The organism is Variovorax sp. VaC1, from assembly GCF_043658315.1.
GTDB lineage: Bacteria > Pseudomonadota > Gammaproteobacteria > Burkholderiales > Burkholderiaceae_C > Variovorax.
The window spans coordinates 146,657-173,018 of record NZ_JBIGLT010000003.1 but is presented as its reverse complement, the minus strand read 5'-3'; the positions used below and the strand labels follow the sequence as shown (position 1 = coordinate 173,018).

The window sequence follows — 26,362 nt, the reverse complement described above, 5'->3', positions numbered from 1 at the left end:
CACAAGGCAAAGGGCCCGCATGCGCGGGCCCTTTTTTATTACTGGAGGTTCTTGACGAACGGGAGCATTCGCTCGCCGTCGGCGTCGGTGAACACCATGGCCGGCGTCAGGCCCACGTAGCGCCCGCCCTCGTGCGGCCTCGCCTCCACCATCTGGAAGCTCACGAGCTTGCCGGACTTGACGTAGCGGGTCTCGATGTAGATGCCCGACTGGCCCTCCTTGTTGACGGGCAGTTGCGAGACTGCGGCGTAGTTGCCCTCTGTCAGGAGCTGCGCCAGTTGCTCCTTGCGGTTGAACTGGTACCAGACACGGTCGAAGACCATCGACTCGCCGGTCTGCGCATGCTTGAGCATGAAGACCAGCTGCCGCTTGAAGAGCTTCAGTTCCTTCATGAGGAACTCGAAAAGATCGCCGTACTCGCCCGGTGCAACCTCGGGGGTCTGGAAAACTGCCATGTGCCTTGCTCCCTTTCTGGGATGTCGTTGGGACGGCGATCCCCTCGATCGCCGTTTGCGGGGCGCAGCTTACTACTCGCGGATGTAGGCGAATCTCGCGAAATCACGCCGGTGCCAACGCGCGAGGCGCACGTCGATCAGGACAAAACGGCAGCGCGCCCCGTGCACAAGGCAACGGGGCGCGCCGCGGCGAAATGAAGGTGAAGGCTCAGGCCGGCTTGCCGCCGGTGTCGGGCTCGCGCACGTCGAAGGGCTTGCCTGGCAACGGAATGAACTCGGTCTCGCCGGGCACGTGGCCCATGCGTTGCGCGGCCCAGTCGGCGCCGGCTTCGAGGATGCGCTCGCGCCGGCTGGAGACGAAGTTCCAGGTGATGTAGCGCGGGCCGTCGAGCGGCTCGCCACCGATCACCATCACGCGCGCGGCGGTGTCGGCCGTCAGCACCGCGCCCTGACCGTCGGGCAGCACGGCCATGGTGTGCGCGGGCACCGCCTCGCCATCGACGCTGACGTCGGCATCGACCGCGTACACGGCCAGCTCGGGCGCCAGCGCGGGCAGTTCGAAGCGGCCACCGGCCGGCAATGCGATGTCGAGATAGAGCGTTTGCGACAGCGTCTTGACGGGCGAGAGTGCGCCGAAGGCTTCGCCCACCAGCACCCGCACCGCCACGCCCTGCTCGGTGAGTTCGGGAATGGCTTCGGACGGCGTGTGCTCGAAGCTCGGCGCGACTTCTTCATGCTCCTGCGGCAGTGCGGCCCAGAGCTGCAGGCCATGGTTGACGTAGGTGTCGGCCATCAGGCGCTCGGGCTTGCGCTCGGAGTGCACGATGCCGCGCCCCGCGGTCATCCAGTTGATGGCGCCGGGCAATATCTCCTGCACGCTGCCCAGGCTGTCGCGATGCATCATCGCGCCCTTGAAGAGATAGGTGACCGTCGACAGGCCGATGTGTGGGTGCGGCCGCACGTCGTGCGCGTTGCCCGGCTGCTCGGTGGCCGGCCCGAAGTGGTCGAAGAACACGAAGGGGCCGACCGAGCGGCGCTGCGCCGCGGGCAGCAGGCGCCGCACGTTGAAGCCACCGCCCAGGTCCTTGTCGTGCGGTCGAAGCAGTTGGGTCAGCGGGGCGGCGTTGTCGGTCATCGTGGTCTCCGTGGGCGGCGGGTTGCTTGGCGTTACTTGGCAGTCGCGCGTGATCTTGCCACCTCGGCCACGCGTGCGCCAAATGCACGGGCGGTCTCGAAGTCGCCCTTGTGCATCTCGGCCGGGCTGGCGTCGGACGGCGATTGCGTCAGCAGGCCGCTGTAGCCGCCCACGTAGTTCATCGAATCGCGCGTGGCCGCCTTGTTGTTGCTCGGCAGGATGCCCAGGCTGACCCAGATGCCGCTGTGCTGCATCGCAAGCGTCCAGAGGTAGGTCAGCGTCGCGACCTTGTCGCCGTTCATCGTGGCGCTGTTGGTGAAGCCGGCGAAGAGCTTGTCTTTCCAGCCCTGCGTGTACCAGACCTTCGACGACGCATCGGCGAACTTCTTGAACTGCCAGCTCACGCCGCCCATGTAGGTCGGCGAGCCGAAGATGATGGCGTCGGCCGCGGCCAGCGTTTCCCAGCCGCCTTCGGGCAGGTTGCCGTCGGCATCGATGGCGAGCAGCTGCGCGCCCGCGCTCTCGGCCACGGCCTGGGCCACGCGCTGGGTATGGCCGTAGCCGGAATGGAAGACGACGACGATGTCGGCCATGTTCATGTGCTCCTTGAGGACTGGAATCGATCGATCAACGCTTGTCGATGCTGAAGCGGCCGGGGCCGAAGGCCGCGAGCGCCAGCAGGCCACCGGCAATCGCGATGTTCTTGTTGAAGTTGATCTGCTGCATCATTTTCATGGCTTCGGGCGCCGACCAGTACTTGTGGAAGAACAGCGCGGTGACCACGGTGAAGATCGCCATCACGATGGCGGTCCAGCGGGTCTTGAAGCCCAGCAGCAGCGCGATGCCCAGGCCCAGCTCGATGACGATGGCAACCGCAGCCGCCACTTCGGGCAACGGCAGGCCGGCCGAGGTGATGTAGCCGACGGTGCCGCCGAAGCCCATGAGCTTGCCGATGCCGGCGGGAATGAACAGGAACGCGATCATGAGGCGGCCGATCAGGGCCAGCGTGTCTTGTGCGGCGTTGGGGGTGGTGGTTGTGGTTGCCATGGTTGAAAACTCCTCGGTTGTTTGAAGTGGAAAGATCAGGAAAAGGGGAACAAGAAAAAAGCCGGGCGACGAGCGCCCGGCATCGATCACGCGACCAGGTCGAACACCAGCACTTCGGCGTCCTTGCCGCCGGCCAGCGTCAGTTGCGATTCGCCTTCGAGCATCGCGGCGTCGCCGCCCGCGAGCTTCTGGCCGTTGACTTCGAGCTCGCCGCGCACCAGGTGCACGTAGCTCTTGCGCTTCGGGTCCAGCGCCAGGCTGGCCTTTTCGTCGCCGTCGAGCAGGCCTGCATACAGGCGCGCATCGGCATGCACCGTGACCGAGCCGTCGCTGCCATCGGGCGAAGCCACCAGGCGCAACTTGCCGCGCTTCTCGGCGTCGCTGAACTTCTTCTGCTCGTAGCCGGGAGCGATGCCGCGCACGTTGGGCTCGATCCAGATCTGCAGGAAGTGCGTGGTCTCGTCGGCCTTGTGGTTGAACTCGCTGTGCATCACGCCGCGCCCCGCGCTCATGCGCTGCACGTCGCCGGGGGGAATGGACTCGATGTTCCCCATGCTGTCCTTGTGCGCCAGCTCGCCCGACAGCACGTAGCTGATGATCTCCATGTCCTTGTGACCGTGGGTGCCGAAACCGGCACCGGCGGCCACGCGGTCTTCGTTGATCACGCGCAGGTTGCCGAAGCCCATGTGGGCCGGGTCGTAGTAGCCAGCGAAAGAAAAGCTGTGGAACGAGCGCAGCCAGCCATGGTCGGCATAACCGCGTTCCTGTGATTTACGGACTTGCAACATCGTCGAACTCCTTGTGGCCCTGCCCTGTGGGGACTGTTCGGGCCTTCTTCGTATGCCGCGCCGGATGCGCAGCGGATGTAAGGAACTTTAGGTCTGCGGCCCCTTGTGAAAGACGCCGCGGTTTGATGGCACCATTCAAATAATTTGATCGATGGAGCCGCCATGCCCAGCCCCCGAGATGTACTGACCCCCGACGCCCTCGCCATGCTCCAGACCGTGGCCAGCGCGGGCAGCTTTGCCGGTGCCGCCCGCGCGCTGAACCTCGTGCCCAGCGCGCTGAGCTACCGGGTGCGCCAGATCGAGGACGCGCTCGACGTGCTGCTGTTCGACCGCAGCGCGCGCCAGGCCCGACTGACCGAGGCCGGTGCCGAACTGTTGCGCGAAGCGACGCGGCTGCTGGGCGAGATCGATGCGGTGGCCAATCGCGTGAAGCGCGTGGCCACCGGCTGGGAGCCGATGCTGACCATCGCGGTCGACAGCGTGATCGCGCGCGACCCGCTGCTCGACCTGTGCACCGCCTTCTTCGCGCTCGAGCCGCCCACGCGCCTGAAGCTACGCGACGAGACGCTGTTCGGCACCATCGAGGCACTGACCAGCGGCGAGGCCGACCTTGCGATCGGCGCGGTGCTCGATGCACCGAGCCTGGCCCTCACCGCCACGGGCCTGCGCAGCCGGCCGATCGGCGAGCTGCGCTTCGTCTACGCGGTGGCGCCGCATCACCCGCTGGCGCGCGTGCCCCAGCCCTTGAGCGATGCGGTCATGCGCCAGCACCGCGCGGTGGCCGCAGCCGATTCGGCACGCGGCGGATCGAGCATGACCGTCAACCTCATGGGCGGGCAGGACGTGCTCACCGTGCCGAGCATGCAGGCCAAAATCGCCGCACAGCTGCACGGCCTGGGCGGCGGCTTTCTGCCCGAGCCGATGGCGCGGCCCTACATCGAGGCCGGGCACCTGGTCGAACTCGCGACGGAACGCCAGCCGCCGCTGGGCACCATGCATTGCGCGTGGCGCGTGCGCAGCGCGGGCAGGCCGGGGCGCGCGCTCGAATGGTGGCTCGCGCAGTTCGAGCACGAGGCCACGCGCCGCGCGCTGCTCGAGAGGCATCGCGGCCGCTGAGAACATGGCCGCCATGTTTGCAATCCGAGGGTGAGCCCTTAGCCGGCAGCCCCTGCAGACCGATGTAGAGTGCACACACATCCATCCGCATTCCATCCAGAAGAAAAGAGTCCGCCATGCCCAAAAGCGCAACTGCCAAGCCAGCCGACCGCCATCGAACGCCCGCCACCCCGCGCCACTACGCCGTCATCGGTGCCGGCATTGCCGGCGTGGCCTGTGCCCGCACGCTGCGGCAGGCGGGCCACAAGGTCACGCTGTTCGAGCGCAACGAGGCACCCGGCGGCCGCATGGCCAGTGCCGACACCGCCTTCGGCCGTTTCGACAGCGGTGCGCAGTACTTCACCGTGCGCGACCCGCGCTTTGCGCTGGCCCTCGAAGCCACACCCGGCCTGTGCAAGCGCTGGAGCGCCAACCTCGTGCGCGTGCTCGATGCCCACGGCCGCGTGGCCGAGGCCGCGCTGCCCTCGCTCGAAGCGCACTGGGTGGCGCAACCTGGCATGGATGCACTGGTCGCGCACTGGGCCGCGCCGCTGGGCGACAGCCTCGTCACCGGCACGCAGGTGACGCAGATCGAGCCCGATGCGCTCGATCCCCAACGCTGGCAATTGCGCACCGCCGGTGCCGACGATTCGCAGCACGTGTATTCGGGCTTCGACGCCGTGCTGCTCGCCGTGCCGCCTTCGCGCACGCGTGCGCTGCTGGGCGACGGCAAGCTCTCGGCCACGCTCAGCCGCAAGATCGAACCCGTGCGCATCGCGCCCTGCTGGACGCTGATGATCGCCTTCCCGCAGGCCAACCAGCCCACCATGTCGCACCTCGGCCCGCAATGGAATGCGGCACGCAGCACCCACCACCGCGTGGCGTGGCTGGCGCGCGAATCGTCCAAGCCCGGCCGCGACCCCATCGAGCGCTGGACACTGCAAGCCAGCGCCGCATGGTCGCAAGAGCATCTGCGCGACACGCCTTCGCGCGTCGAAGCCAAGCTGCTTCGCGCCTTCGCCGAAATCACCGGCATCCATGCCACGCCCGCGCACGCCCAGGCCCTGTGCTGGAACGAAGCCCAGACGCAAGTGCCGCTTGGCCAGACGCACCTGTGGGACGCCAAGGCCCGCATCGGCGTGGCGGGCGACTGGTGCACCGGCCATCGCGTGGAAGACGCGTTTCTCTCGGGCCTCTCGCTCGCGCTTGCGGTGATCTGATCCGGGGATGGGGGAGACCGGCCGTTTCGCGCCCTCACCCACCGGGCCGCTGCATGCGGGCTCGCTGGTGGCCGCGCTCGCAAGCTGGCTCGACGTGCGGGCCCGCGGCCCGCAGGCACGCTGGCTGATCCGCATCGAAGACGCCGACACCGAGCGCTGCCTGCCCGGCATGGGCGAGCACATCCTCCAGCAACTGGCCGAGTGCGGCCTGCTGCCCGACGAGGCACCCGTGCGGCAAACGCAGCGCACGGCCCTGTACGAGGCGGCGCTGGCCACGCTGCAGGCACGGGGCCTGGCCTATCCCTGTGGTTGTTCGCGCAAGGACATCAACACCGCTTTAGCGCGCCTGGGGCAGCACCATGAACGCCATGGCGAGCGGGTCTACCCCGGCACCTGCCGCGACGGGCTGCACGGCAAGCCCGCGCGGGCCTGGCGCTTCGCCACCGAGAAGTTCGAGGCCGACCGTCCGCCCACGCCCGGCGTGCCCTGGGACGAAACCAGCGAATCCGAAGAAGCACGCAGCGAGCTCTGCTGGACCGATCGCCGACTGGGCCTGCAGTGCCAGAACGTCAGCCGCGAGGTCGGCGACTTCGTGCTGCGCCGTGCCGACGGCCCCTGGGCCTACCAGCTCGCGGTGGTGGTCGACGATGCCGAACAAGGCGTGACCGACGTGGTGCGCGGCGAAGACCTCACCGACAACACCGCGCGCCAGATCCTGCTGCAGCGCGCGCTCGGCCTGCCGACGCCCAGCTACCTGCACACGCCGCTGGTGCGCGGCGCCGATGGCGACAAGCTCTCCAAACAGAACGGCGCCACCGCCATCGACACCGGCACACCCCAAGCCGCCCTGGCCGCGCTCGACGCCGCCGCGCGCGTGCTCGGTTTGCGCCCCGCCACGGGCGCCACCTGTGCCGCCGCGCTGGCCGACTGGGTGCCCGAATGGCGCGCTCTCTACAATTCGCGGCCCACATGAACTTCCCCGACACCGTGCCCAACGACCTCCCGCGCAGCGACGACGCGCCCGCATCCGCCGATGGCAACAACGGCGACAACAGCGGCGATGACACCGCCAAGCCGCATCCGCTGCACCGCCGCCTCAAGAGCTTCGTGAAGCGCGCCGGCCGCACCACCGAAGGCCAGGCGCGCGCCTTCGCCGAACTGGGCCCGCTGTTCCTCGTTCCCTACAAGCCCGAGCCGCTCGACCTGACGGAAGCCTTCGGCGGCCGTGCCGGCCCGACCGTGCTGGAGATCGGCTTCGGCATGGGCGAGGCCACGGCGCACATCGCGACCGTGCTGCCCGACACCAATTTCCTCTGCTGCGAAGTGCACGAGCCCGGCGTGGGCGCGCTGCTCAAGCGCATCGGCGAGCAGTCGCTGTCGAACATCCGCATCTGTGCGCACGACGCCGTCGACGTGCTCGACCACATGCTGCAGCCCGGCACGCTGGCCGGCGTGCATGTGTTCTTTCCCGACCCCTGGCACAAGAAGCGGCACAACAAGCGCCGGCTGATCCAGCCCGAGTTCGTGACCAAGCTGGCGCAGCACCTGCGCCCCGGCGGCTACATCCATTGCGCCACCGACTGGCAACCCTACGCCGAGCAGATGCTCGAAGTGCTGGCCGCCGAGCCGCTGCTGCGCAACACGGCCGAGGCTTATGCGCCCAAGCCCGAGTACCGGCCGCTGACCAAGTTCGAGAACCGCGGCATCAAGCTGGGCCACGGCGTGTGGGACCTGGTGTTCGAGCGCACTTCCGCCGCCTGATTCACGCCACTGCGTTTGCGACGTAAGAGGAGCGGCATGCGCTCTTCTTCGGCGGGCCTTTTTTCTCCTTCTGCCTTCTGCATCGGCATGCATTGCGTGTCGGTGCGGCGCCCAGGCGCATCGCGGGGCCGGCGGATTTCCTCAGGGAATTCCGCCCCGCCGCCCGACTTCCCCGCTGGCCCCAATATTGCTACACTTTTTTACTACTGTTAAAAAAGGTGTCGCATGAACACATCTCGCAGGGAATGGCTGGGGAAGGCATACGGAGCATTGCTGCTGGGAAGTGGCATCGGCGGCATGGCCGGCCCCGCGATGGCGCAGTCTGCAAAGACGGCGCCCGCAGCCGCCGGCACGCCGCGCGTCGTGCTCCTCGGGCAGTCGGTGCCGCTCACGGGCAGCGCCAGTGAAATCGGCAACGCCTTCGCGGCCGGCAGCCGGCTCGCGGTGAGCGGCTTCAACGAACGCAATGCCGCCGCCGGCCTGCAGCTGAAGCTGCTGCAGCTCGACGACGGCTACGACGCAGCGCGCGCCACCGCCAACGCGCGCACGCTGCTCACCACCAACAAGGCCGACATGCTCTTCGGCTTCGTCGGCACCGCCAGCAGCGAGGCCGGCGCGAACGTCGCCACTCAGCAGGGCAGCCTGCTCTTCGCGCCCTTCGCCGCCTCCGACACCTTGCGCGGCGCCGACCATCCCAACGTGTTCCACGTGCGCCCCGGCATGATCGACGAGGCCCTCAAGATCGTGCGCCAGTGCGCCACCGTGGGGCAGACGCGCGTGGCCCTGGTGGGCGACGACGACGCCATGGGCCGCGCAGGCCTCGCGGCCGTGCAGCAGGCCATCACCGAACTGAAGCTCACGCCACTGGTCGCGACCGCGCTGGTGCCCGCCAGCGGCGACAAGCTCGACGCCGCCCTGAAGACGGTGCAGCAGCAGTCGCCCCAGGCCATCGTGCTGGTGTCGCTCTCGGGCACCACGGCCAACGCCATCCGCAAGCTGCGCAAGAGCGGCTATGCGGGCAACTTCATGGCCTTCTCGATCGTCGGCATCGACCCGCTCTACGCCACGCTGGGCAAGGACATCGGCGGCATCGTGATCTCGCAGGTGGTGCCGTCGCCGCGGCCTTCGGCCATACCAATCGTCAAGGAATACCTGGCGGCCGTCGACAACTCCGACCAGACGGCGTCGTACGAAGGGCTCGAAGGCTTCATCGCGGCCAAGGCGGCCGGCGAAGCGGTGCGCCGCGCGGGCCGCGGCTTCACCACCGCCAGCCTGCAGCGCGTGATGACCGGCATGACCGACTACGACGTCGGCGGCTTCCGCATCAACCTGCGGCCCGGCCTGCGCGACAACGTGCGCAGCATCGACCTGATCAGCATTTCCGCCGACGGCCGCGTCCTGAGGTAAGGCGCGGCGCCGGCGCCCTCACGCGGGGGTATCGCGCAGCAGTTCGGTGAAGCGCGTCTGCACGTACGTGGCCGTGGCGCCCAGCATGCGGCCCTGCAGCCAGAGCATGCGCACCGAGAGCCTGGGCAACGCGAGCGAGGGGCAAGGCACTTCCTGCAGGGCCTTGCGATAGCCCTCGTAGTGCGCGATGTTGACGGGCAGCACCGCCCAGCCGAGCTTGTCGGCCACCATCTCGGCCGTGCTGTAGAAACTGTCGCAGCGCCACACGCGAGGGCTGTGCGCCACCTCGTGCACGTCGTCGGCATGCATCAGCAGTTGCCGGTGCTGCACGAGGTCTTTGCGGCGAACCGTGCGGCCGTCGGCCAGCGGATGGTCGATGGCCACGAACACGCCCTGCGGCACGCTGCCGATACGCCGCATGTCGAAGCAGGGCCGCACCGGGCCGCGGTCGAAGTGAAAGGCGACGCTGGCGCGCTCCTGCTCCACGTAGTCGGCCACCTCGGTCGCGGTGCCATTGAGCACGGTGAGTTCGAGGTTGGGAAACTTCACCGAGATCTCGCGCATCAGCGTCCGGATGGCCGTGAATGGCAAGGCTTCGTCCAGGGCGATGGACAACGCAGCCTCGCTCCCCGCGTTCAGCGACCGGGCACGCTGGTCGAGCTGCTCGGCCTGGCGCAACAGCTCGCGTGCTTCGAGCAGCAGCACCTGCCCTGCCTCGGACAACTGCGCGTTCCGGCGCGAGCGGTCGAACAGCGCCACGCCCAGGTCGACCTCCAACAGGCCGATGGCCGTGCTCACGGCCGACTGCGCCTTGCCCAGATAGCGTGCGGCCGCCGAAAACGAGCCGCAGTCAGCGGTCGTCACGAATTGGCGGAGTTGATCGACGGTCCATTCCATGCGGGCGACTCATCTATTTTTCAGATGGATTTCATCTTTATTCATCCATTTTAATGGCGCAACATGCGACCATGACGATTTCTCGTACACACATGGCACCGTTCACGCTGAGCTGGTGCAGCGATCTTTCCCAGGCCGAGGCCATTGCCGCCTTGTTCCTGCGGCAGCTCAGCCCTCACTACATCTCGCACTCCGAACTGCAGGAGCGCCGCGCCGTGGCCATCGGCGAATGGCGCAGCGACTTGCCCGAAGTCTTGCGGGCCCAGGTGCGCCAGGCCCTGGCTCAACCGATCGCAACGTCGAACACGCTGGTCGCAACCGCACACAGCGGCGACACGCTGGCCGGCATCGCGCTGGTATCGATCGATGAAGCCAGGCTGGCGTCACGCGCCTTCGCCACCCTCGACGACCTCGTGGTCGATGCGCCCTTCCAGGGCTCCGGCCTGGGCTCGCTGATGTTCGACTGGCTCTGCGCCGAACTGCGGCAACAGCGCGGCATCGCGCGGCTCTTTCTCGAAAGCGGCATCGGCAACGAAGACGCGCACCGCTTCTTCAAGGCACGCGGATGCACGCCCGTGTCGGTCACGATGCTCAAGGAGCTGGAAGGCTGAGCCATGACCCACACCACAAAGAAATGGCTCACGCTGGCCATCGTCTCGATGGCGCTGCTGCTGATCGTGGTCGACATGACCGTGCTCTACACGGCCCTGCCCACGCTCACGCACGACCTGGCCGCCTCGACCTCCGCCAAGCTCTGGATCATCAACGCGTACACCGTCGTCGTCTCCGGCCTGCTGCTGGGCATGGGCGCGCTGGGCGACCGCGTGGGCTACCGGCGCATGTTCGTCGCGGGGCTGGCCATCTTCGGCCTGGCCTCGCTGTGCGCGGCCTATGCGCCGACGTCGGGCGCGCTCATCGCGGCGCGCGCGCTGCTGGGCGTGGGCGCTTCGATGATGATGCCGGCCACGCTGGCCATCATCCGGCTGACCTTCACCGACGACCGCGAGCGCGCCGTGGCCATCGGCGTGTGGGCGTCGGTGGCATCGGGTGGCGCCGCGCTCGGACCGGTGATCGGCGGCGTCCTGCTCGAGTACTTCTGGTGGGGCTCGGTCTTTCTCATCAACGTGCCGGTGGTGGTCCTGGCGCTGGTGCTGGGCCTGTGGCTGCTGCCGCGCCAGCGTGCCACCAGCCACAGGCCGTGGGACTTCATCGGCTCGGTGCAGGTGCTGGCCGCGCTGGTGTGCCTGGTGCTGACGATCAAGGAGTTCGCCAAGTACGCGCCATCGGCCACAACGGCCGCGCTGACCGGAACGCTGGCCGCCCTTGCCATGTTCTTCTTCGTGCGGCGCCAGCGGCGCAGCGCGGCGCCGCTGATCGACTTCCGCCTGTTCCGCAACCCGTACTTCTCGGGCGGCGTGATCGCGGCCGTCGTGGCGTCGGTGGCATTGATCGGCGTCGAGCTGGTCTTCAGCCAGCGGCTGCAACTGGTGACCGGCCTGACGCCGCTGCAGGCGGGCCTTGCGATCCTGCCGCTTCCGCTGGCCGCCTTCGTGTCGGGCCCGGTCGCGGGCCTGATGCTGGCGCGCCTGGGTTCGCGCCGCATCATCCTGCTGGGCCTGCTCACCACGGCATTGGCGCTGTGTGGGCTGGCACTGTTCGCCGATGCGCAGGGCCCGGGCAAGCTGGGCGTGCTGGTCCTGCTGGGGCTGGGCATCGGCGCGACCATCACGGCCGCGTCCAACGCGATCATGAACAACGCACCGGTGGAGCATGCGGGCATGGCCGCATCGATCGAAGAGGTCTCGTACGAACTGGGTGGCGTGCTGGGCATCGCCCTGCTGGGCAGCGTGCTGTCGTCGAGCTACACGGCAGCGATGGTGGTCCCCGAGGGGCTGGCCGTGCCCGCATCCGCCAGCGACGGCATCGATGCCGCGCTGCTCGCCGCAGAGACACTGCCGACGCAGGTGGCGTCGCAACTCGTCACGCTCGCGCACACGGCGTTCGACCAGGCCTTCTTCGCGGTGATCGCCGTGGCCGTGCTGATCGTCATCGCGGCCGCGGGCTCGGTCGCCGCGCTGGGCTGGTGGGCCAGGCCGCGGGCGACACGCATCGAAGGGCGCGCGTCCTGACGCGACGCCCTCCGGCAAAGGGCTGATCAGCCCTGTGCGGCTTCGTCGATCAGCGCGGCCACTTCAACCGGCTTCGACGCCAGCGACGCGTGGCTGGCCGGCAGCGTGATGACCTTCCTTGCACCGAGCCGGGCCGACATGCGCTCCTGGTTGGCCGGCGCGATCATGCGGTCGTCGCTCGAGATCTGGTACCACGATGGCTTCTTCTTCCACGCCGGTGCCGTGATCGCATCACCGAAGGTGCTGGCCAGCGGCGCCTTCTGCGTCACGCCCATCACGCGGCCTTCTTCGGCGCTCAGGTCCTGGCAGAAGCTCTCGTGGAACTTCTCGGGCACCACCCACAGGTAGCCGTCGCTGTCGGGTGCCAGGTTGGCTGCTGCCACCGGCGGATGCGCCTGCGTGATGCCGCCAGGGCTTTCGCCTGCGTCGGGCGCAAAGGCCGCGATGTAGACCAGCCCGGTCACGTTGGGCAAGTCGCCGGCCTGCGTGATCACCGCGCCGCCATACGAGTGGCCGACCAGCAGCACCGGGCCCTGCTGCTGCACGACCATCTTGCGCAGGCGCTCTGCATCGTCGGCCAGCGAGGTCAGCGGCAGTTCGACCGCGTGCAGCGAGGTGTAGCCCTTGCGCAGAAGTTCGGCGATGACGCCGTTCCAATGCGCGGCGCCGCCCCAGAAACCATGGACCAGAACGACGGTAGGTTTGTTGCTCATTTTTGAAATTGCTCCCTGGTTGATTGATGAACCGGCCCGCCATGGCGGCGAACCGGCCGGCTTTTATACCCCCGCCGCCCCGCCAGCGCGATGACATGACCTCACCCCGTGCTCACCAACCCCTGAAGCGCATCGACCGACAGCAATTCGATGCGCCCGTAGCCCAGCGAGATCAGCCCCTCGCCCGCCAGCGCATTGAGTTCTTTCGACAGCGTCTGGCGCGTCACGCCGAGCATCATCGCCAGCGCTTCCTGCGACAGCATCAGCTTGCGCCGCAGGTGCACCGACTGCGTGGCGTCGCCGCGCGCCAGCACCAGCAGCCGGTGTGCCACGCGCGCGCGCAGGCTGCGCAACGTGGCGTCTTCGGTCAGGCCGTAGAGCATTCGTACACGTGCCGCCAGCATGGCCGCGATGGCGTTGGCAAAGACACCGTCGCGCATCTGCTGCACGAAGGCCTCGGGCGGCACCACGAGCAGGTCGAGCGCTTCGAGCGCGGTGGCATCGTGCGTGCGCGGCGAGCCGTCGATCAGCGTGATCTCGCCGAACCAGTTGCCCGGCTCCAGCACCGCGAGGATGGCCTCGCGCCCGTCCTGCCGCAGCGATGAAATCTTGATCGTGCCCGCCACCAGCCCATAGAAGCCGCCGCCCGCCGCATGGATCGGATCGCCCTGGCGAAACACCATCGTGCCGCGCCGCACATGGATGAGTTCGGCCGCGCCCAGCAGGGCCTCGCGCTGCGCGCGCGGAATGCTGGTGAACCACGGGTTGCCTTCGAGCGCAGCGCGGTGCGGGGCAGAAAGTCGCGGCTTGGCAGAGGCAGGCATCAGGGAGAAAGCGTCCGGGGACAGGGGTTTACCAGCACCCCGCATTGTCAAATTCTTGACAGTTCAGCGTCAAGCACAGGTCTACAGTGACCGGCACCCCCACACAGACAACCACCGGCAACAACGGAGACGACACGATGAACGCACGCGCAAGTTTCAAGAGCATGCAGGAAAGCACGCGTGAAGACTGGCAACTGATCGGCGGCGAGTTCATGCAGTTCACGGGCGGCCTGCCCGCGCGCGTGATCAAGCACCTGCAGATTCTTGAAGGCGACTACGGCGGCTTTCCGGTCGACCGCTACACCCACTCGCTGCAGACCGCCACGCGCGCCCTGCGCGATGGCCGCGACGAGGAATACGTGGTGTGCGCACTGCTGCACGACATCGGCGACACGCTCGGCAGCTTCAACCACCCCGACATCGCCGCCGCGATCCTCAAGCCCTTCGTGAGCGAAGCCAACCACTGGATGGTGCAGAACCACGGCATCTTCCAGGGCCACTACTTCTTTCACCACATCGGTCTGGACCGCAACATGCGCGACAACTTCAAGGGCCACCCGCACTACGAACGCACCGCCGAGTTCTGCGCGCTCTACGACAACCCGGCCTTCGACCCCAAGGCCGAGACCTTGCCGATCAGCGAATTCGAGCCCATGCTGCGCCGGGTGATGGCGCAGCCGAAGCAAAGCATCTACAAGGCCGCGCTGACCGAACCCGCGGCCGCCTGACCCACCCCGAGGAAACACCCCATGAACGCCTTTGCCCAACCCGAAATCCAGAAGCTCGTCTCCGCCGAGGAGTGGCAGCTTCGCGTCGACCTCGCCGCCTGCTACCGCCTGGTGGCGCTCTATGGCTGGAGCGACCTGGTGTTCACGCACATCAGCGCGCGCGTGCCCGGCCCCGAGCACCACTTCCTGATCAACCCCTACGGCCTGATGTTCGACGAGATCACCGCGTCGAGCCTGGTCAAGGTCGACCAGCAGTGCAACAAGATCATCGACTCGCCCTACCCCGTGAACCCGGCCGGCTTCGTGATCCACAGCGCCGTGCATGCCGCGCGCGAAGACATCCAGTGCGTGCTGCACACCCACACCAAGGCCGGCATTGCCGTGAGCGCGCAGAAAAACGGCGTGTTGCCCATCAGCCAGCAATCGACCTTCGTGCTGAATTCGCTGGCCTACCACGACTACGAAGGCGTGGCCTTCCGCGATGACGAGAAGCCGCGCCTGCAGGCCGACATGGGGCACGCCAACTTCCTGATGCTGCGCAACCACGGCCTCCTGACCTGCGGCAAGACCATTGCCGACGCCTTTCTTTCGATGTACACCTTCGAGAACACCTGCCAGATCCAGATTGCGGCGCAGTCGGGCGGCAGCGAACTCACGCATGTGGACCCCAGGATCATCGATGGCGTGGGCCAGGCGATGAAGGTGCAGAGCGGCGGCCTGGGCGGCCTGTTCGTCTGGCCTTCGCTGATCCGCAAGCTCGACCGCATCGACGACAGCTACAAACAATAAGACCCGTCGATCCCCGGTTTCCACGGCTGCCAGCGCCTGCACGACAGGTGCCGGCAGCCATTTTTTTATAAGAACCAAAAGAGGAGACAAGCACCATGGACAGCACCGTCATCGTCACCCGCTTCCTGTTCGGCGCGCTCGCGCTCGTGATGTTCGGGCTCGGGCTTTCGCTTTCGCTCGCCGACTTCCGGCGCCTGTTCAGGCATCCGAAGGCCGTGGCCATCGCGCTGCTGCTGCAGGTGGTCGGGCTGCCGCTGGCCTGCTACGCCATCATCGTGGGCTTCGGCCTGTCGCCGGTGTTCGCCATCGGGCTGATGCTGCTGGCGGCCTCGCCGGGCGGCATTTCGGCCAACCTGTTCTCGCACCTGTTCGGCGGCAACGTGGCCATGAACATCTCGCTCACTGCCGTGAACACGCTGCTGTCGATCGTCACGCTGCCGCTCATCGCCAACTGGGCCATCGGCCATTTTGCACAGAGTGGCCAAGTGGTGCCGCTGCAGACGCGCAAGCTGGTGGAGGTGATCGCCATCGTGCTCGTGCCTGTGGCCATCGGCATGTTTGTCGCCTCGCGCCGGCCCGGCTTTGCGGCGCGCATGGAAAAGCCGACCAAGATCTTCAGCGGCGTGGTGCTCGCGGTGGTGACCGTGCTGGCCATCGCGAACGAGTGGAAGACCATGACGGCCACCTTCGCCGAGATCGGCCTGCCCGTGCTGCTGTTCAACCTCGTGAGCCTGCTCGCGGGCTACTACCTGAGCCGCGCCGCCGGCCTCGACAAGCCGCTGGCCACCGCCATCAGCTACGAGATCGGCATCCACAACTCCACGCTCGCCATCTTCATCGCGGTGAGCGTGCTCGGCAGCTTTCCGCTGGCACTGCCGGCCGCCATCTACTCGGTGGTGATGTACGTCACCGCGCCGCTGTTTGGCTGGCTGCTGCTGCGCAGGCCGCAACCCGTTGCGGTTCGGGCGCCGGGCCACTGAAGACCCAGGATCGAAAGGCATTCAAACGGGCCGCCTTCTTTTCGCCCGAGAATGGGCGGCCATGAGCGTTCGAAACCTTGGCGTCGCCAGCCTGCTCGGGCTGGCGTGCATCTCTTTCTCTTCCGCCGCAGAAAAACCCCCGACCGATCCGCCCGATGCAGGCCTTGCCCGCATCGAGGCCCTGATCGCGCGCATGACGCCCCAGGAAAAGGCCGGCCAGCTCAGCCTGTACGGCCCGGCCGACATCAACATCCCCAACAACCCGCAAGCCGGCTGGCGCAACGGGCAGCAGGAGACGGCCGACGTGCGCGCCGGGCGCATCACCGGCCTCTTCAACAACGCGGGCCTCGAAGGCAAGCTGCGGCTGCAGCAGATCGCGGTGCGCGAATCGCGGCTGGGCATTCCGCTGATCTTCGGCGCCGACGTGATCCACGGCTTTCGCACCATGTTCCCGATGCCGCTGGCCGAGGTGTCGAGCTGGGAGCCCGCGCTGGCCGAGCGCACCGCGCGCGCGGCGGCGGTCGAGGCCACGGCCGACGGCTTTCGCTGGACCCTCGCGCCCATGGTCGACATCGCGCGCGATGCGCGCTGGGGCCGCGGCCTCGAAGGCGTGGGCGAAGACGTGTACCTTGCGCGCCAGTTCGCGGCTGCGCGGGTGCGCGGCTTCCAGGGCAGCCAGCTGTCGAACGCCGATTCGATGCTCGCCACGCCCAAGCACTTCGCGGCCTACGGCGCGGCCGAAGGCGGGCTCGACTACAACCCCAGCGAGGTCTCGGAGCGCACGCTGCGCGAGGTCTACCTGCCGCCGTTTCGCGCGGCCATCGATGCCGGTGCGCTGTCGGTCATGAGCGCCTTCAACGAGATCGGCGGCATTCCCTCGACCGCCAACCCCGCGCTGCTGACCGGTGTGCTGCGCGACGAATGGAAGTTCAAGGGCTTCGTCGTGTCCGACTACACGGCCGACGAGGAACTGGTCGAGCACGGCTATGCCGCCAATCCGCGCGAAGCCGCCAGGCAGGCCTTCATGGCCGGCACCGACGTCAGCATGCAGAGCGGCCTGTACATGCGCTACCTGCCCGACCTCGTGGCCACCGGCGAAGTGCCGATGGCGCGGCTCGATGAGGCCGTGCGCCGCGTGCTGTGGGTCAAGTACAAGCTCGGGCTCTTCGACGATCCGTTGCGCGGCCTCGACGGCCCGCCCGCCGCGGCCCGCGCGGAGAACCCCGAGTTCATCGCACTGGCCCGCGAAAGCGCGCGCCGCTCCATCGTGATGCTGAAGAACGAGCGCATGCTGCTTCCGCTGCCCAAGGCCGGCACGAAGATCGCGCTGATCGGCCCCTTTGCCGAAGGCACCACCGACCTGCTGGGCGCCTGGAGCCTGTTCCCGGGCCAGACCGCACCGGTGGGCATCGACCAGGGGCTGCGCGCCGCGCTCGGCACGAACTCATCGCTGACCATCGTGCGCGGCTCGAACGTCGAATCGCCGCTGCCCGGCGGCATCGACGCCGCAGTGGCTGCCGCCCGCGACGCCGACGTGGTGCTGCTCGCCATCGGCGAGAGCGAGAAGATGTCGGGCGAGGCGCGTTCGCGCAGCGACATCGGCATGCCGCAGGCACAGCAGGACCTGGCCGAAGCCGTGGCCGCCACCGGCAAGCCCGTGGTCGTGCTGCTGAGCAATGGCCGCGCGATGGCGCTCAAGGGCGCGGTGCGCAATGCGCGCGCCATCCTCGTGACCTGGTTCCTCGGCGTGCAGACCGGCAACGCGATTGCCGACGTGGTGTTCGGCGACTTCAATCCTTCTGGCCGCCTGCCCGTCAGTTTTCCGCAGACGGCGGGCCAGGTGCCCTACTACTACGCCCACAAGCGCACGGGGCGCCCCACGCCCGAAGGCGCACCGGGCACGCTCTTCAAGACGCGCTACCTCGACGCGACGAACGAAGCGCTCTACCCCTTCGGCTTCGGCATCGGCTATGCGCCGGTGCGCTACGACAACGTCGAACTGAGCCAGGACCGCATGACGCTGTCGGACACGCTGCGCGTGCGCGCGACCGTCACCAACACCGGCCAGCGCGAGGCCGAGGAAGTGGTGCAGCTCTACACCGCCGAACGCGCCGCCAGCGTGACGCGGCCGGTGCGCGAACTCAAGGGGTTTCAGAAGGTGCGCATCGCGCCCGGCGCATCGACCGTCGTCGAGTTCACGCTCACGGCCGCCGACCTGCAGTTCATCGGTCGCGACATGAAGCCCACGGTGGAACCGGGCGAGTTCGATCTGTGGGTGGCGCCTTCCGCCGCGAGCGGCATCCGCAGGCACTTCGTGCTCACCCGCGACTGAACCGCGCGGTGCATGCGCGGGGCATGCACCGCGTGTTCGCGACCTATTCGCCGCTCACTGTCGAAGGCGCCGACATGTGTGCCGATGCCACCGGCGGCAGCACCTGCGATTCGGGAATCTCGGTCGGGTGGATGCCGTTGTTGGCGCGCACCGCCTCGGCCTGAACCTGCGCACGATCGGCGCCGCCCATCAACGGAGCCACCTGCGACTCGGCGATCTCGGTCGCATGAACGCCCGTGTTGGCACGCACCGCATCCGCGGCCACTGCGTCGCGCGATTGGGTCGAGTGCGAGATCTGCGGATAGTCGGGGTCGGCGCGCCCGCCCGCATGCGCGAACGAAGCCAGCACCAGTGCCGGCACGGCCGCGATGCACAAGGTAGCGATACGAACTTTCATGAAAGTCTCCATGAGTGATGACGCTTTCACTCTAGGACGCTGCACTTACCGGCCTGTGAGAACTCGCTTAGCAGCGTGTGAGAAGGCCACCTGCGACATGCGCGGAATCGCAGCGGGACCGACTCGCAACCGTAGAACACCCGACCTGCCGAGGACGATGGCCTGCGCGCAAGCGAGCCCGTGATTCAAGCCCTATATTCGGCCGTTCCGCATCCGCAAACAGTTGCCCTGCAGTGAAGTCCGCCAAAGCCCTACCCCCTTCGATCAGGCACGCCCAACCCGATGACGCCAAAGCCATCGAGGCGCTGTACCGCGAACTGGTTGACGACCCGCTGGTGCGCGTGCTGCCGGCACGCCTCGCGGAGGTGGCCGACGATCCGCGAAGCGCCTTGCTCGTTCTGGAAAGCAACGGTGTCGTATGCGCGAGTGCCCTGCTGAATTTTTGTACCGACGTGATGTTCGGCTCTCAACCCTTTGCCGTGGTCGAGAACATCGTCGTCGACTCGCGGTGTCGCGGCCAGGGATTGGGCACGGCGCTCGTGCAATGGATCGAAGAGGACTGCAAAGACCGGGGCTGTTCCAAGATCATGCTTCTCAGTGCCGTCGAACGCAGCAACGCGCATCGCTTCTTTGCGCACTGCGGCTTTTCAGACTCGAAGAAGAAAGGCTTCATCAAGTACAGGCGCGACTTTCGATGAGCACTTTCACCTCAAGCCCCACCACCCGATGAACTCCATCATTCCCGCCGAATCGCGCCTGCAACTCGTCGCCGACAGCGACAGCGAAGTCGAGACCTACTGGTTCCAGTCGAATGGTTTCGTTCGTGCGATCACCGGTGTCAGCGACGGCCCCGTGTGCGCGCCGCTCTTTCGCTACCGGTTTCTTTCCGAAGACAGCATCGAGCTGATCGGCCACGACGGCGTTGCCGGCACGTGGACCGGCATGCGCATCGAAGGCGATCTGCTGCGTGCCGAGCGCGCGGGCAAGCCCGTGGCCTTTCGCATCCAAGCCTGATCCGGATCGCCCACGAAAAAACGGGCCCGAAGGCCCGTTTGTTCTTTGTGCAGCCGACCCGTCGCGTCGGCTTGCGGACTTGGCTTACAGGCCAGCCTGGCGCGTGAACGACACGCTGGGCTTCTTGTAGGCAGCCGGCACTTCGTCGCGGTAGAACGCGCGGCGATCGAGGCTGGCGAGCGGGTCGTGGGCCTTGGCAACGGCTTCAGCCTGAACAACAGCGCGGTCGGCCGTCGAGGTGAAGGGTTGTGCGCCAGCGGTGGAGCCGTCACCGTAGACGTTGCCAGCGTGTGCGGCGACAACGGCTTGCGATGCGACATCGGCACGCGAGATCGTGGAGTTCACGGTGTGCACGCCGTCATAGGTTTCTGCATGTGCTCCGGCAGCAGCCAGGAGCGAGAGAGCAGCAGCAGCGAGGATCTTCGAGGCATTCATTTCAATCTCCTTCAGGGGTTGGTTGGTGAGATGAAGTGTGAGCCTGAAGCGCATCAAAAAACGCTTGCGAAATGAACCACGGCGTTCACAGGATTGAAACAATGCGGCCCTTGAAAAGCTGCGGGTCAATAGGGGTTGCCCGAATTTTCTCCTATGAAGCAGGTGGGGTTTACCAGCCTCCATCAAAGAGGCGCCGCAACAAATACAAACACCTCCAACAACAATGAAACAACATGCGCGACAGCCCCTGAAGCGCGCACATCATTCGCCAGAAGGTGCTGCTGCCTCCCGGTTCCACCATCCACCGCCCAGCGCCTGGAACAGCGCGGCGGTATCTCCCAGCCGCGTGGCTTGCGCCTGTGCCAGCGCCAGCATGGCCTGGTGATGCGCCTGCTCCGCCGTGAGCAGCGCAAGGCGGTCCACGTAGCCACGACCCAGTTGCCGGCGGATCAGTTCCATCGACGTCTTCGTCGTGCGCTCCAGCTCGACGGTCGCCTGCAATGCCCTGGCATCCGCATGGATCGCCTGCAAGCTGTCCGCCACGTTCTGAAAGGCGGTGATGACCGTCGCGCGGTACTGCGCGTCGGCCTGGCGCAGTTCTTCCTCGGCCGCGCGCTGGCGATGCCGCAGCACGCCGCCATCGAACAACGGCTGCGTGATGTTGCCGGCCAGGCTGAAGAAGCGGCCTGAGTCCAGGAACATCTGGCCGAAGCGGCTGGCGGCGCCGCCCCATGTCGCGTCGATGGAAAACTGCGGCAGCCGGTTCGCGATGGCCACGCCGACCTGCGCACTCGCCGCCTGCAACTGCGCCTCTGCAGCGCGAACGTCGGGGCGTTGTGCCACAAGCTGCGAAGGCAGGCTCAACGGCAATTCGCGCGGCAGCGTCAACGACGCAAGGTCGAAGGACTCGGGCAACTCCACGTCCTGCACACCACCCGTGAGCGCGCGAAGCAGGTTGCGGGTCTGCTCGAACTGCTTTTCGAGCGGCGGCAGCAACTGGTTGGCCTGTGCAAGCGCGTTCTCCTGCACGGCAAGGTCCAGCCGCGAGGCGTACCCGGCCTTGAGTTGCCGCTGCAGCAGCGCGACCGATTGGGTGTTGACCTCGATGATCTCGCGCGTCGTTGCGATCTGCTGGCGCAGCGAGGCTTCCTGTATCGCCGCGGCCACCACGTTGACCGCCAGCGTGAGGTACGTCGCCTCCAGCTGCAGCTGCTGGTAGCTGGCCTGCGCCTGCAGCGCCTCGACCTGGCGCCGGTTGCCGCCGAACACGTCGGGCGTGTAGCCCACGGTCAATTGCGCCGTGTGAAAGTTGTAGATCACCGGTGCATTGAAGGGCGCGGTGCCGCCGTCCTTGGCGGGCGTGTTCGCGGTGGTGCTGATCACCGTTCCGTTGCCCTGCACACCCGGCGAGTTGCCACCGAGATTGCCCGCGATCTTCGTGCGTGCCGGTGAATAGCTGGCCTGCACCGACGGAAAGAAAAAGCCTCGCTGCGCCCGCACGTTCTCTTGCGCGACGCGCAGCGCCGCCTGCGCGGACTCGATCGTTGGGTTGGCCGCAAAGGCCTTGCGCACCACCGCATCGAGCGGCTTCGATCCGAACAGCGTCCACCAGTCGGCCTGGATGTCGCGCGTGGCATCGAAGCGCTGCGCCTCGCCCGCGGGCACAGGCGCCGAAGCCGTCGCCTCGGGCAGCGGCTTCGGCGAGAAACCATTCGACGCCGCCAGCGTCGGGCGCACATAGTCCGGGCCCACGGCGCAGCCGGCAATCAGCATCGCGCTCGCCAGCGCCACGGTGTGCAGGAGGCCCGGCCTCGTCGATCGGTTCATCGGAAGTGTTTGCATGGATGAGGTTGCTCCGCGTGCCATCGCATCAATGACCGGCAACGGGTTCGTGCGAAGGACCAGCCGGGGCGTTCTTCTTGTTTCGCGCCGCCTCTTCTTCTTCCGCTTCGTCGTAGAAATTGCCGAACATGCCGATGGCCAGCGGCAGCACCAGCAGCGTGAACAGCGTGCCGCTCACGATGCCGCCGACGATCACGCAGGCAAAGGGCCGTTGCGTTTCGCTGCCGATGCCGTGCGACAGCGCCGCCGGCAACAGGCCCAGCCCGGCCATCAGCGCGGTCATGAGAATCGGGCGCAGCCGCACGGCCGCGCCTTCCACGATGGCGCGCGCCACGGCCGAGCCATCGCGCACCCGCTGCGTCACCTCCTCGACCAGGATCACGCCGTTCTGCACCGAGATGCCCGCCACCGCGATGAAGCCCACCGCCGCCGACACCGACAGGTGCAGGTCGGCCAGCGCCAGCGCGGCCAGCCCGCCCACCAGGGTGAACGGAATCATGCCCAACACCAGCCCCGCGAGCCGCACCGAGCGGAAGGCCCAGAACAGCAGCGAGAAGATCAGCAACGCCGTCAGCGGCACGATCACCATCAGCCGCTTGGCCGCGCGCTGCGAGTTCTCGAACTGGCCGCCCCAGGTGAGTTCGTAGCCGGGCGGCAGCTTGACCTGATCGGCCACCGTGCGCTGCGCTTCCTCGACGAAGCTGCCCTGGTCGCGGCCCAGCAGGTTGACCTTGACGATCACCATTCGCGAACCCGACTCGCGGAAGATGCGCGACGCCCCCTGCCGCACCTCGACCGACGCCACGTCGCCCAGCGCGATCGTGCCCGGCCCGTTGCCGCTTTGCGTGCCCGGCACCGCCAGTTGCAGGCCCGCGATGGCATCGACGCTGTTGCGGTTCTTCTCGCCCACGCGCACCACCACGTCGAAGCGCTTGTCGGCGTCGTAGTAGCCGGTCACCGAGGTGCCCGACATGGCCTGGTTCACCAGCGTGTTGACGTCGTTGATCGCCAGGCCATAGCGCGCCAGCCGCGCCCGGTCGGGCGTGATGACGACCTCGGTCTGGCCGCCAATGCGCGTCGCATCGACGTCGGTCGCACCGCGGATGCCCTTGATGACCGACGCCACTTCAGCGCCCTTGTCGTCGAGGATGTCCAGGTTGTTGCCGATGATCTTGGCGACGATCTCGCCGCGAAAACCCGACAGCGCCTCTTCCACGTTGTCCTGGATCACCTGCGAGAAGTTGGCGCTGATGCCCGGGATCGCATCGAGCTTGTTCGACATGTGGGCCACCAGCGCTTCCTTGGAGCTGAAGCGCCACTCGCTGCGCGGCTTGAGATCGACCAATATCTCCAGGTTGTTCGGCCCCTTCGGATCGGATCCGTCATCGGGCCGGCCGACCTGCGCGATCACGCGCGCCACCTCGGGATAGCCCAGCAGCTTGGCGCGCACCACGTGCTCCACTTCTTTCGTGGTCTCCAGCGCGGCCGAGGTCGGCAGCGTGATGGTCAGCCAGATGTTGCCCTCATCGAGCTTGGGCAGGAACTCGCTGCCCAGCCGGGGCGCCAGCAGCAGTGCCAGCACCACCGGCACCGCCGACAGCATCAGCGTGATGCGGCCGCGCCGCATGGTGAACATCACCAGACGGCGGTAGCGCATCTGCAGCCAGTCGAGCCACGGCTTGTGCTTCTCGGCCAGCGTGCGGCGCTGCAAGGCGTAAGACAGCAGCGTCGGCAGCAGCGTGAAGGTCAGCAGCACGGCGCCCAGCAACGCAAAGCTCAGCGTGAGCGCCACGGGCGTGAAGATCTTTCCTTCGACCCGCTGGAACGTGAAGATCGGCACGAAGGCCAGGATGATGATGGCCTTGGAAAACAGCACCGGATGCGCCAGGTCCGACAAGGTGCGATGCAGCACGCCCATGCGCTGGTGCCGGGCCTCGGGCGATGCGATGTCGGTCGCAGCCTTGGCCGCCAGCCGCACCATCAGCGCCTCGACGATCACCACCGCGCTGTCGATGATGATGCCGAAGTCCACCGCGCCCAGCGAGATCAGGTTGGCCGACACGCCGCGCGCATTCATGAGGATGAACGCGAACAGCAGCGCCAGCGGAATCACGGTGGCCACGATCAGCGCCGCCCGCCAGCTCGACAGGAAGACGATCAGCACCGCCATCACCAGCAGCGCGCCGACCACCAGGTTCTCGGCCACGGTCGACACCGTGTGCCTGACCAGCTCGGTGCGGTCGTACACCGGCACGATCCGCACGCCCGTGGGCAGCTTGGCCTGCAGCTGCGCCACGCGCTCCTTGAGTTCGGCGTTGATCTTGGCGGGGTTGCCGCCCTTGGTCATCGAGACGATGCCCTCGACCACGCTGTCGCGCGCATCGACCGCCACGATGCCGAAGCGCGGCCGCTCGCCCGCGCGCACCTCCGCCACGTCGGCCACGGTGATGGCCCGCCCCTGCCGCGAGGCGATCACCACGTTGCGGATGTCGGCCAGGCTCGCGAACAGGCCGGCCGAACGCACCACCAGCGATGCATCGCCCTGCCGCATCAACCCGCCGCCGGCACTGCCATTGCCGTTGCCGATGGCCTGGTTGAGCTGGTCCAGCGTGACCTGGTACTTGCGCAGCGCGAGCGGGTCGACCTCGATCTGGTATTCGCGGATGGCACCGCCGAAGCTCACCACGTCGGCCACGCCGGGCGTCATGCGCAGGAAGGGGCGCACCGTCCAGTCTTGCAGCGTGCGCACCTGTGCGTCGGACAAACCGCCGCCCTCGATGGTGTAGCGATAGATCTCGCCCACCGCGGTGGACAGCGGCGCCAGCTGGGGCTGCACGCCGGTCGGCAGCGTCACGGTCGAGAGCTTCTCGGTGACCTGCTGGCGCGCGAAGTAGTCGTCGGTGCCGTCAGCAAAAGTGAGCGTGACGATCGACAGCCCCGTCATCGTGACGGAGCGCACGTTCGACAACCTCGGAATGCCCGACACCTCGCGCTCGATCGGCAGCGTGACGGTGCGCTCCATGTCCTCGGGTGCCTGCCCCGGCAGTTGCGAGATCACGCGCACCTGCACGTCCTGCACATCCGGGAAGGCCTCGATGGGCAGGTTCGACAACGCATAGGCGCCAAAGCCCATCAGCGCCGCGACGAGCACCAGCACGAACACCCGCTGCGTGAGCGAGAACGCGATCAGCCGGTCGATCACGACTTGTCACCCGTGCGTGCGGTGAGTTCGGCGTCCAGCAGCAGCGCGCCCTTCACGACCACCTGCTCGCTGCCTTGCAGGCCTTCGCCCACGTAGCTGGCGTCGCCGCCCTGCGTCAGCAGCGCGATCTTGCGGCGGCGGAATTCGCCGGGCGCCTCTTGCACGAAAAGGTAGGCGTACACGCCGTGGTTGACGATGGCGCTGTTGGGCACGCGCACGCCCATGCCACCGGCCTGCAGCACGCGGGCACGCACGAACATCTCGGGCAGCAGCTCCTGCAGCGGGTTTGCGAGCACCGCGCGCACGGTGGCGCGGCGCGTGTTGATGTCGACCACCTGGCCGAGCTGCACGACCTTCGCCATGAACTGCTGGTTGGGGAAGGCGTCGCTTTCCACGCTCACGTCGCTCTTGAGCTTGACGCGGCCCAGCAGCTTCTCGGGCAGGTCGATCATCAGCCACAGCCGCTTCGGGTCGGTGACCACGAAGAGCGGCGCGGCCAGGCCGGGGCTCACCTCCAGCGCGGGCGTGGCCGTGCGGTCGGTGACCACGCCATCGATCGGGCTGGTCAGCTTCACGCGCTGGCCGCTGATGGGCAGGCCGCGCGGGTTGAGGTTCTTCAGCCGCTGCTCGGCGCGCTGCGTCTCGGCGTGCGCCTGTGCCAGGTCGGACTGCATCGACTCCCATTCCTTGACCGGAATTGCATCGCCCGAGACCAGGTCTCGCGCGCGCTCGACGGCCAGGCGCTTGCGCTCCTCGTCGGCCTTCGCCTTGTTCAGGTCGGCGGCGGCGGTGCCGAAGTCGGGCGAGTCGATTTCGGCGAGCACCTGGCCCGCCTTGACCGCATCGCCCGGCGACACCTTGATGTCGACGATGCGCCCGGAGACGCCGACGCCGATGCGCGCGGTCACGTCCTCGTCATAGGTCACGCGCGCGCTCAGCACATCGCCCAACGGCACGCGCGAGGGTGGAATTTCCTGCGCGCGGATCATCGCAAGCTGCGGCGCGCCCTCGGCATAGCGCAAGGTCTCGGCCCCCAACTGGGTGGCGGGCTGCGCCGGCCGTTCGGTGCCGGCGCGCGACTCCGTTGGACTTCGGGCCCAGAGAAACCATGCGGTGCAGGAGACGACGAAAAGCCCCGACAAGGCCGGCACGGTCCATTTTTTTGTCATGCG

26 protein-coding genes are annotated in these 26,362 nt (G+C 67.4%); 13 read left to right on the top strand and 13 right to left on the bottom strand.

Annotated elements, in window-relative coordinates; translation table 11 throughout:
- Positions 1–38: 38 nt before the first annotated feature.
- The 5 genes from ACGLHS_RS12950 to ACGLHS_RS12930 all read right to left on the bottom strand — a co-directional run bounded on the left by ACGLHS_RS12950 (position 39) and on the right by ACGLHS_RS12930 (position 3,425).
- Complete coding sequence (locus ACGLHS_RS12950; protein WP_093246940.1) at positions 39–455, bottom strand: hypothetical protein; 417 nt, start codon at positions 453–455, stop codon at positions 39–41.
- A 208-nt stretch (positions 456–663) separates the two neighbouring features.
- Positions 664–1,590: a pirin family protein gene (locus tag ACGLHS_RS12945; RefSeq protein WP_394480190.1), complete on the bottom strand. Its 927-nt coding sequence runs from the start codon at positions 1,588–1,590 to the stop codon at positions 664–666.
- Between the two features lie 32 nt (positions 1,591–1,622).
- The gene (locus ACGLHS_RS12940) at positions 1,623–2,183 is read right to left on the bottom strand and encodes a flavodoxin family protein (RefSeq protein WP_093246990.1); all 561 of its coding nucleotides are present in this window, start codon (positions 2,181–2,183) and stop codon (positions 1,623–1,625) included.
- 34 nt (positions 2,184–2,217) lie between these two features.
- Positions 2,218–2,637, bottom strand: a complete 420-nt coding sequence (locus ACGLHS_RS12935) for a DoxX family protein (RefSeq protein ID WP_394480188.1) — start codon at positions 2,635–2,637, stop codon at positions 2,218–2,220.
- A gap of 86 nt (positions 2,638–2,723) precedes the next feature.
- The gene (locus tag ACGLHS_RS12930; protein WP_394480186.1) at positions 2,724–3,425 is read right to left on the bottom strand and encodes a pirin family protein; all 702 of its coding nucleotides are present in this window, start codon (positions 3,423–3,425) and stop codon (positions 2,724–2,726) included.
- 162 nt (positions 3,426–3,587) lie between these two features.
- Between ACGLHS_RS12930 and ACGLHS_RS12925 the strand changes: the two genes are divergently transcribed.
- The 5 genes from ACGLHS_RS12925 (at position 3,588) to ACGLHS_RS12905 (ending at position 8,908) form a co-directional block, all read left to right on the top strand.
- Positions 3,588–4,541 (top strand): LysR family transcriptional regulator, encoded by a 954-nt coding sequence (locus tag ACGLHS_RS12925; protein ID WP_093246936.1) that lies wholly within the window; start codon positions 3,588–3,590, stop codon positions 4,539–4,541.
- Positions 4,542–4,657: 116 nt separating this feature from the next.
- A complete protein-coding gene (locus tag ACGLHS_RS12920; RefSeq protein WP_394480183.1) occupies positions 4,658–5,740 on the top strand; it encodes an NAD(P)/FAD-dependent oxidoreductase in 1,083 nt (360 codons plus the stop codon).
- A 7-nt stretch (positions 5,741–5,747) separates the two neighbouring features.
- A complete protein-coding gene (gluQRS, locus tag ACGLHS_RS12915; RefSeq protein WP_394480181.1) occupies positions 5,748–6,713 on the top strand; it encodes a tRNA glutamyl-Q(34) synthetase GluQRS in 966 nt (321 codons plus the stop codon).
- Positions 6,710–7,501, top strand: a complete 792-nt coding sequence (trmB, locus tag ACGLHS_RS12910) for a tRNA (guanosine(46)-N7)-methyltransferase TrmB (RefSeq protein ID WP_394480179.1) — start codon at positions 6,710–6,712, stop codon at positions 7,499–7,501. Before gluQRS ends, trmB begins: the two co-directional genes overlap by 4 nt.
- A gap of 225 nt (positions 7,502–7,726) precedes the next feature.
- Positions 7,727–8,908 carry an ABC transporter substrate-binding protein gene (locus ACGLHS_RS12905; RefSeq protein ID WP_394480177.1) on the top strand — a complete coding sequence of 394 codons (1,182 nt, stop codon included), beginning with the start codon at positions 7,727–7,729 and terminating at the stop codon, positions 8,906–8,908.
- An 18-nt stretch (positions 8,909–8,926) separates the two neighbouring features.
- Here ACGLHS_RS12905 and ACGLHS_RS12900 read toward each other — a convergent pair whose 3' ends face one another.
- Positions 8,927–9,805 carry a LysR family transcriptional regulator gene (locus ACGLHS_RS12900; protein ID WP_394480175.1) on the bottom strand — a complete coding sequence of 293 codons (879 nt, stop codon included), beginning with the start codon at positions 9,803–9,805 and terminating at the stop codon, positions 8,927–8,929.
- 71 nt (positions 9,806–9,876) lie between these two features.
- Between ACGLHS_RS12900 and ACGLHS_RS12895 the strand changes: the two genes are divergently transcribed.
- Entirely contained in the window at positions 9,877–10,416 is a 540-nt protein-coding gene (locus tag ACGLHS_RS12895; RefSeq protein WP_394480172.1) for a GNAT family N-acetyltransferase, read from the top strand.
- A gap of 3 nt (positions 10,417–10,419) precedes the next feature.
- A complete protein-coding gene (locus ACGLHS_RS12890) occupies positions 10,420–11,934 on the top strand; it encodes an MFS transporter (protein ID WP_394480170.1) in 1,515 nt (504 codons plus the stop codon).
- Between the two features lie 26 nt (positions 11,935–11,960).
- Here the strand turns inward: ACGLHS_RS12890 and ACGLHS_RS12885 are convergent, their stop codons facing one another.
- Both ACGLHS_RS12885 and ACGLHS_RS12880 read right to left on the bottom strand, forming a co-directional pair.
- Entirely contained in the window at positions 11,961–12,647 is a 687-nt protein-coding gene (locus ACGLHS_RS12885) for an alpha/beta hydrolase (RefSeq protein ID WP_394480168.1), read from the bottom strand.
- Between the two features lie 101 nt (positions 12,648–12,748).
- Entirely contained in the window at positions 12,749–13,471 is a 723-nt protein-coding gene (locus tag ACGLHS_RS12880) for a Crp/Fnr family transcriptional regulator (RefSeq protein WP_093246927.1), read from the bottom strand.
- A gap of 137 nt (positions 13,472–13,608) precedes the next feature.
- Here ACGLHS_RS12880 and ACGLHS_RS12875 point away from each other — a divergent pair, with 137 nt between their 5' ends.
- From ACGLHS_RS12875 to ACGLHS_RS12860, 4 genes are all read left to right on the top strand, one after another.
- Positions 13,609–14,199, top strand: a complete 591-nt coding sequence (locus ACGLHS_RS12875; RefSeq protein WP_093246926.1) for an HD domain-containing protein — start codon at positions 13,609–13,611, stop codon at positions 14,197–14,199.
- Positions 14,200–14,220: 21 nt separating this feature from the next.
- Entirely contained in the window at positions 14,221–14,988 is a 768-nt protein-coding gene (locus tag ACGLHS_RS12870) for a class II aldolase/adducin family protein (protein WP_394480165.1), read from the top strand.
- A 95-nt stretch (positions 14,989–15,083) separates the two neighbouring features.
- Entirely contained in the window at positions 15,084–15,968 is an 885-nt protein-coding gene (locus ACGLHS_RS12865; protein WP_394480163.1) for a bile acid:sodium symporter family protein, read from the top strand.
- Positions 15,969–16,029: 61 nt separating this feature from the next.
- Entirely contained in the window at positions 16,030–18,300 is a 2,271-nt protein-coding gene (locus tag ACGLHS_RS12860; protein ID WP_394480160.1) for a glycoside hydrolase family 3 N-terminal domain-containing protein, read from the top strand.
- A 43-nt stretch (positions 18,301–18,343) separates the two neighbouring features.
- On the opposite strand, the gene ACGLHS_RS12855 is transcribed toward ACGLHS_RS12860, so the two are convergent.
- Positions 18,344–18,697, bottom strand: coding sequence for a hypothetical protein (locus ACGLHS_RS12855; RefSeq protein ID WP_394480158.1), 354 nt, complete (start codon positions 18,695–18,697; stop codon positions 18,344–18,346).
- Positions 18,698–18,930: 233 nt separating this feature from the next.
- Here ACGLHS_RS12855 and ACGLHS_RS12850 point away from each other — a divergent pair, with 233 nt between their 5' ends.
- Both ACGLHS_RS12850 and ACGLHS_RS12845 read left to right on the top strand, forming a co-directional pair.
- A complete protein-coding gene (locus tag ACGLHS_RS12850) occupies positions 18,931–19,395 on the top strand; it encodes a GNAT family N-acetyltransferase (protein WP_394480156.1) in 465 nt (154 codons plus the stop codon).
- A 28-nt stretch (positions 19,396–19,423) separates the two neighbouring features.
- Positions 19,424–19,711 carry a hypothetical protein gene (locus tag ACGLHS_RS12845; protein WP_394480154.1) on the top strand — a complete coding sequence of 96 codons (288 nt, stop codon included), beginning with the start codon at positions 19,424–19,426 and terminating at the stop codon, positions 19,709–19,711.
- An 84-nt stretch (positions 19,712–19,795) separates the two neighbouring features.
- On the opposite strand, the gene ACGLHS_RS12840 is transcribed toward ACGLHS_RS12845, so the two are convergent.
- From ACGLHS_RS12840 to ACGLHS_RS12825, 4 genes are all read right to left on the bottom strand, one after another.
- Positions 19,796–20,146 carry an alpha/beta hydrolase gene (locus ACGLHS_RS12840; RefSeq protein ID WP_093246920.1) on the bottom strand — a complete coding sequence of 117 codons (351 nt, stop codon included), beginning with the start codon at positions 20,144–20,146 and terminating at the stop codon, positions 19,796–19,798.
- A gap of 261 nt (positions 20,147–20,407) precedes the next feature.
- The gene (locus ACGLHS_RS12835; RefSeq protein ID WP_394480152.1) at positions 20,408–21,973 is read right to left on the bottom strand and encodes an efflux transporter outer membrane subunit; all 1,566 of its coding nucleotides are present in this window, start codon (positions 21,971–21,973) and stop codon (positions 20,408–20,410) included.
- A 43-nt stretch (positions 21,974–22,016) separates the two neighbouring features.
- The gene (locus tag ACGLHS_RS12830; RefSeq protein ID WP_394480150.1) at positions 22,017–25,190 is read right to left on the bottom strand and encodes an efflux RND transporter permease subunit; all 3,174 of its coding nucleotides are present in this window, start codon (positions 25,188–25,190) and stop codon (positions 22,017–22,019) included.
- Positions 25,187–26,359 carry an efflux RND transporter periplasmic adaptor subunit gene (locus ACGLHS_RS12825; RefSeq protein ID WP_394480148.1) on the bottom strand — a complete coding sequence of 391 codons (1,173 nt, stop codon included), beginning with the start codon at positions 26,357–26,359 and terminating at the stop codon, positions 25,187–25,189. The genes ACGLHS_RS12830 and ACGLHS_RS12825 overlap by 4 nt, the downstream gene beginning before the upstream one ends.
- Positions 26,360–26,362 lie beyond the last annotated feature (3 nt).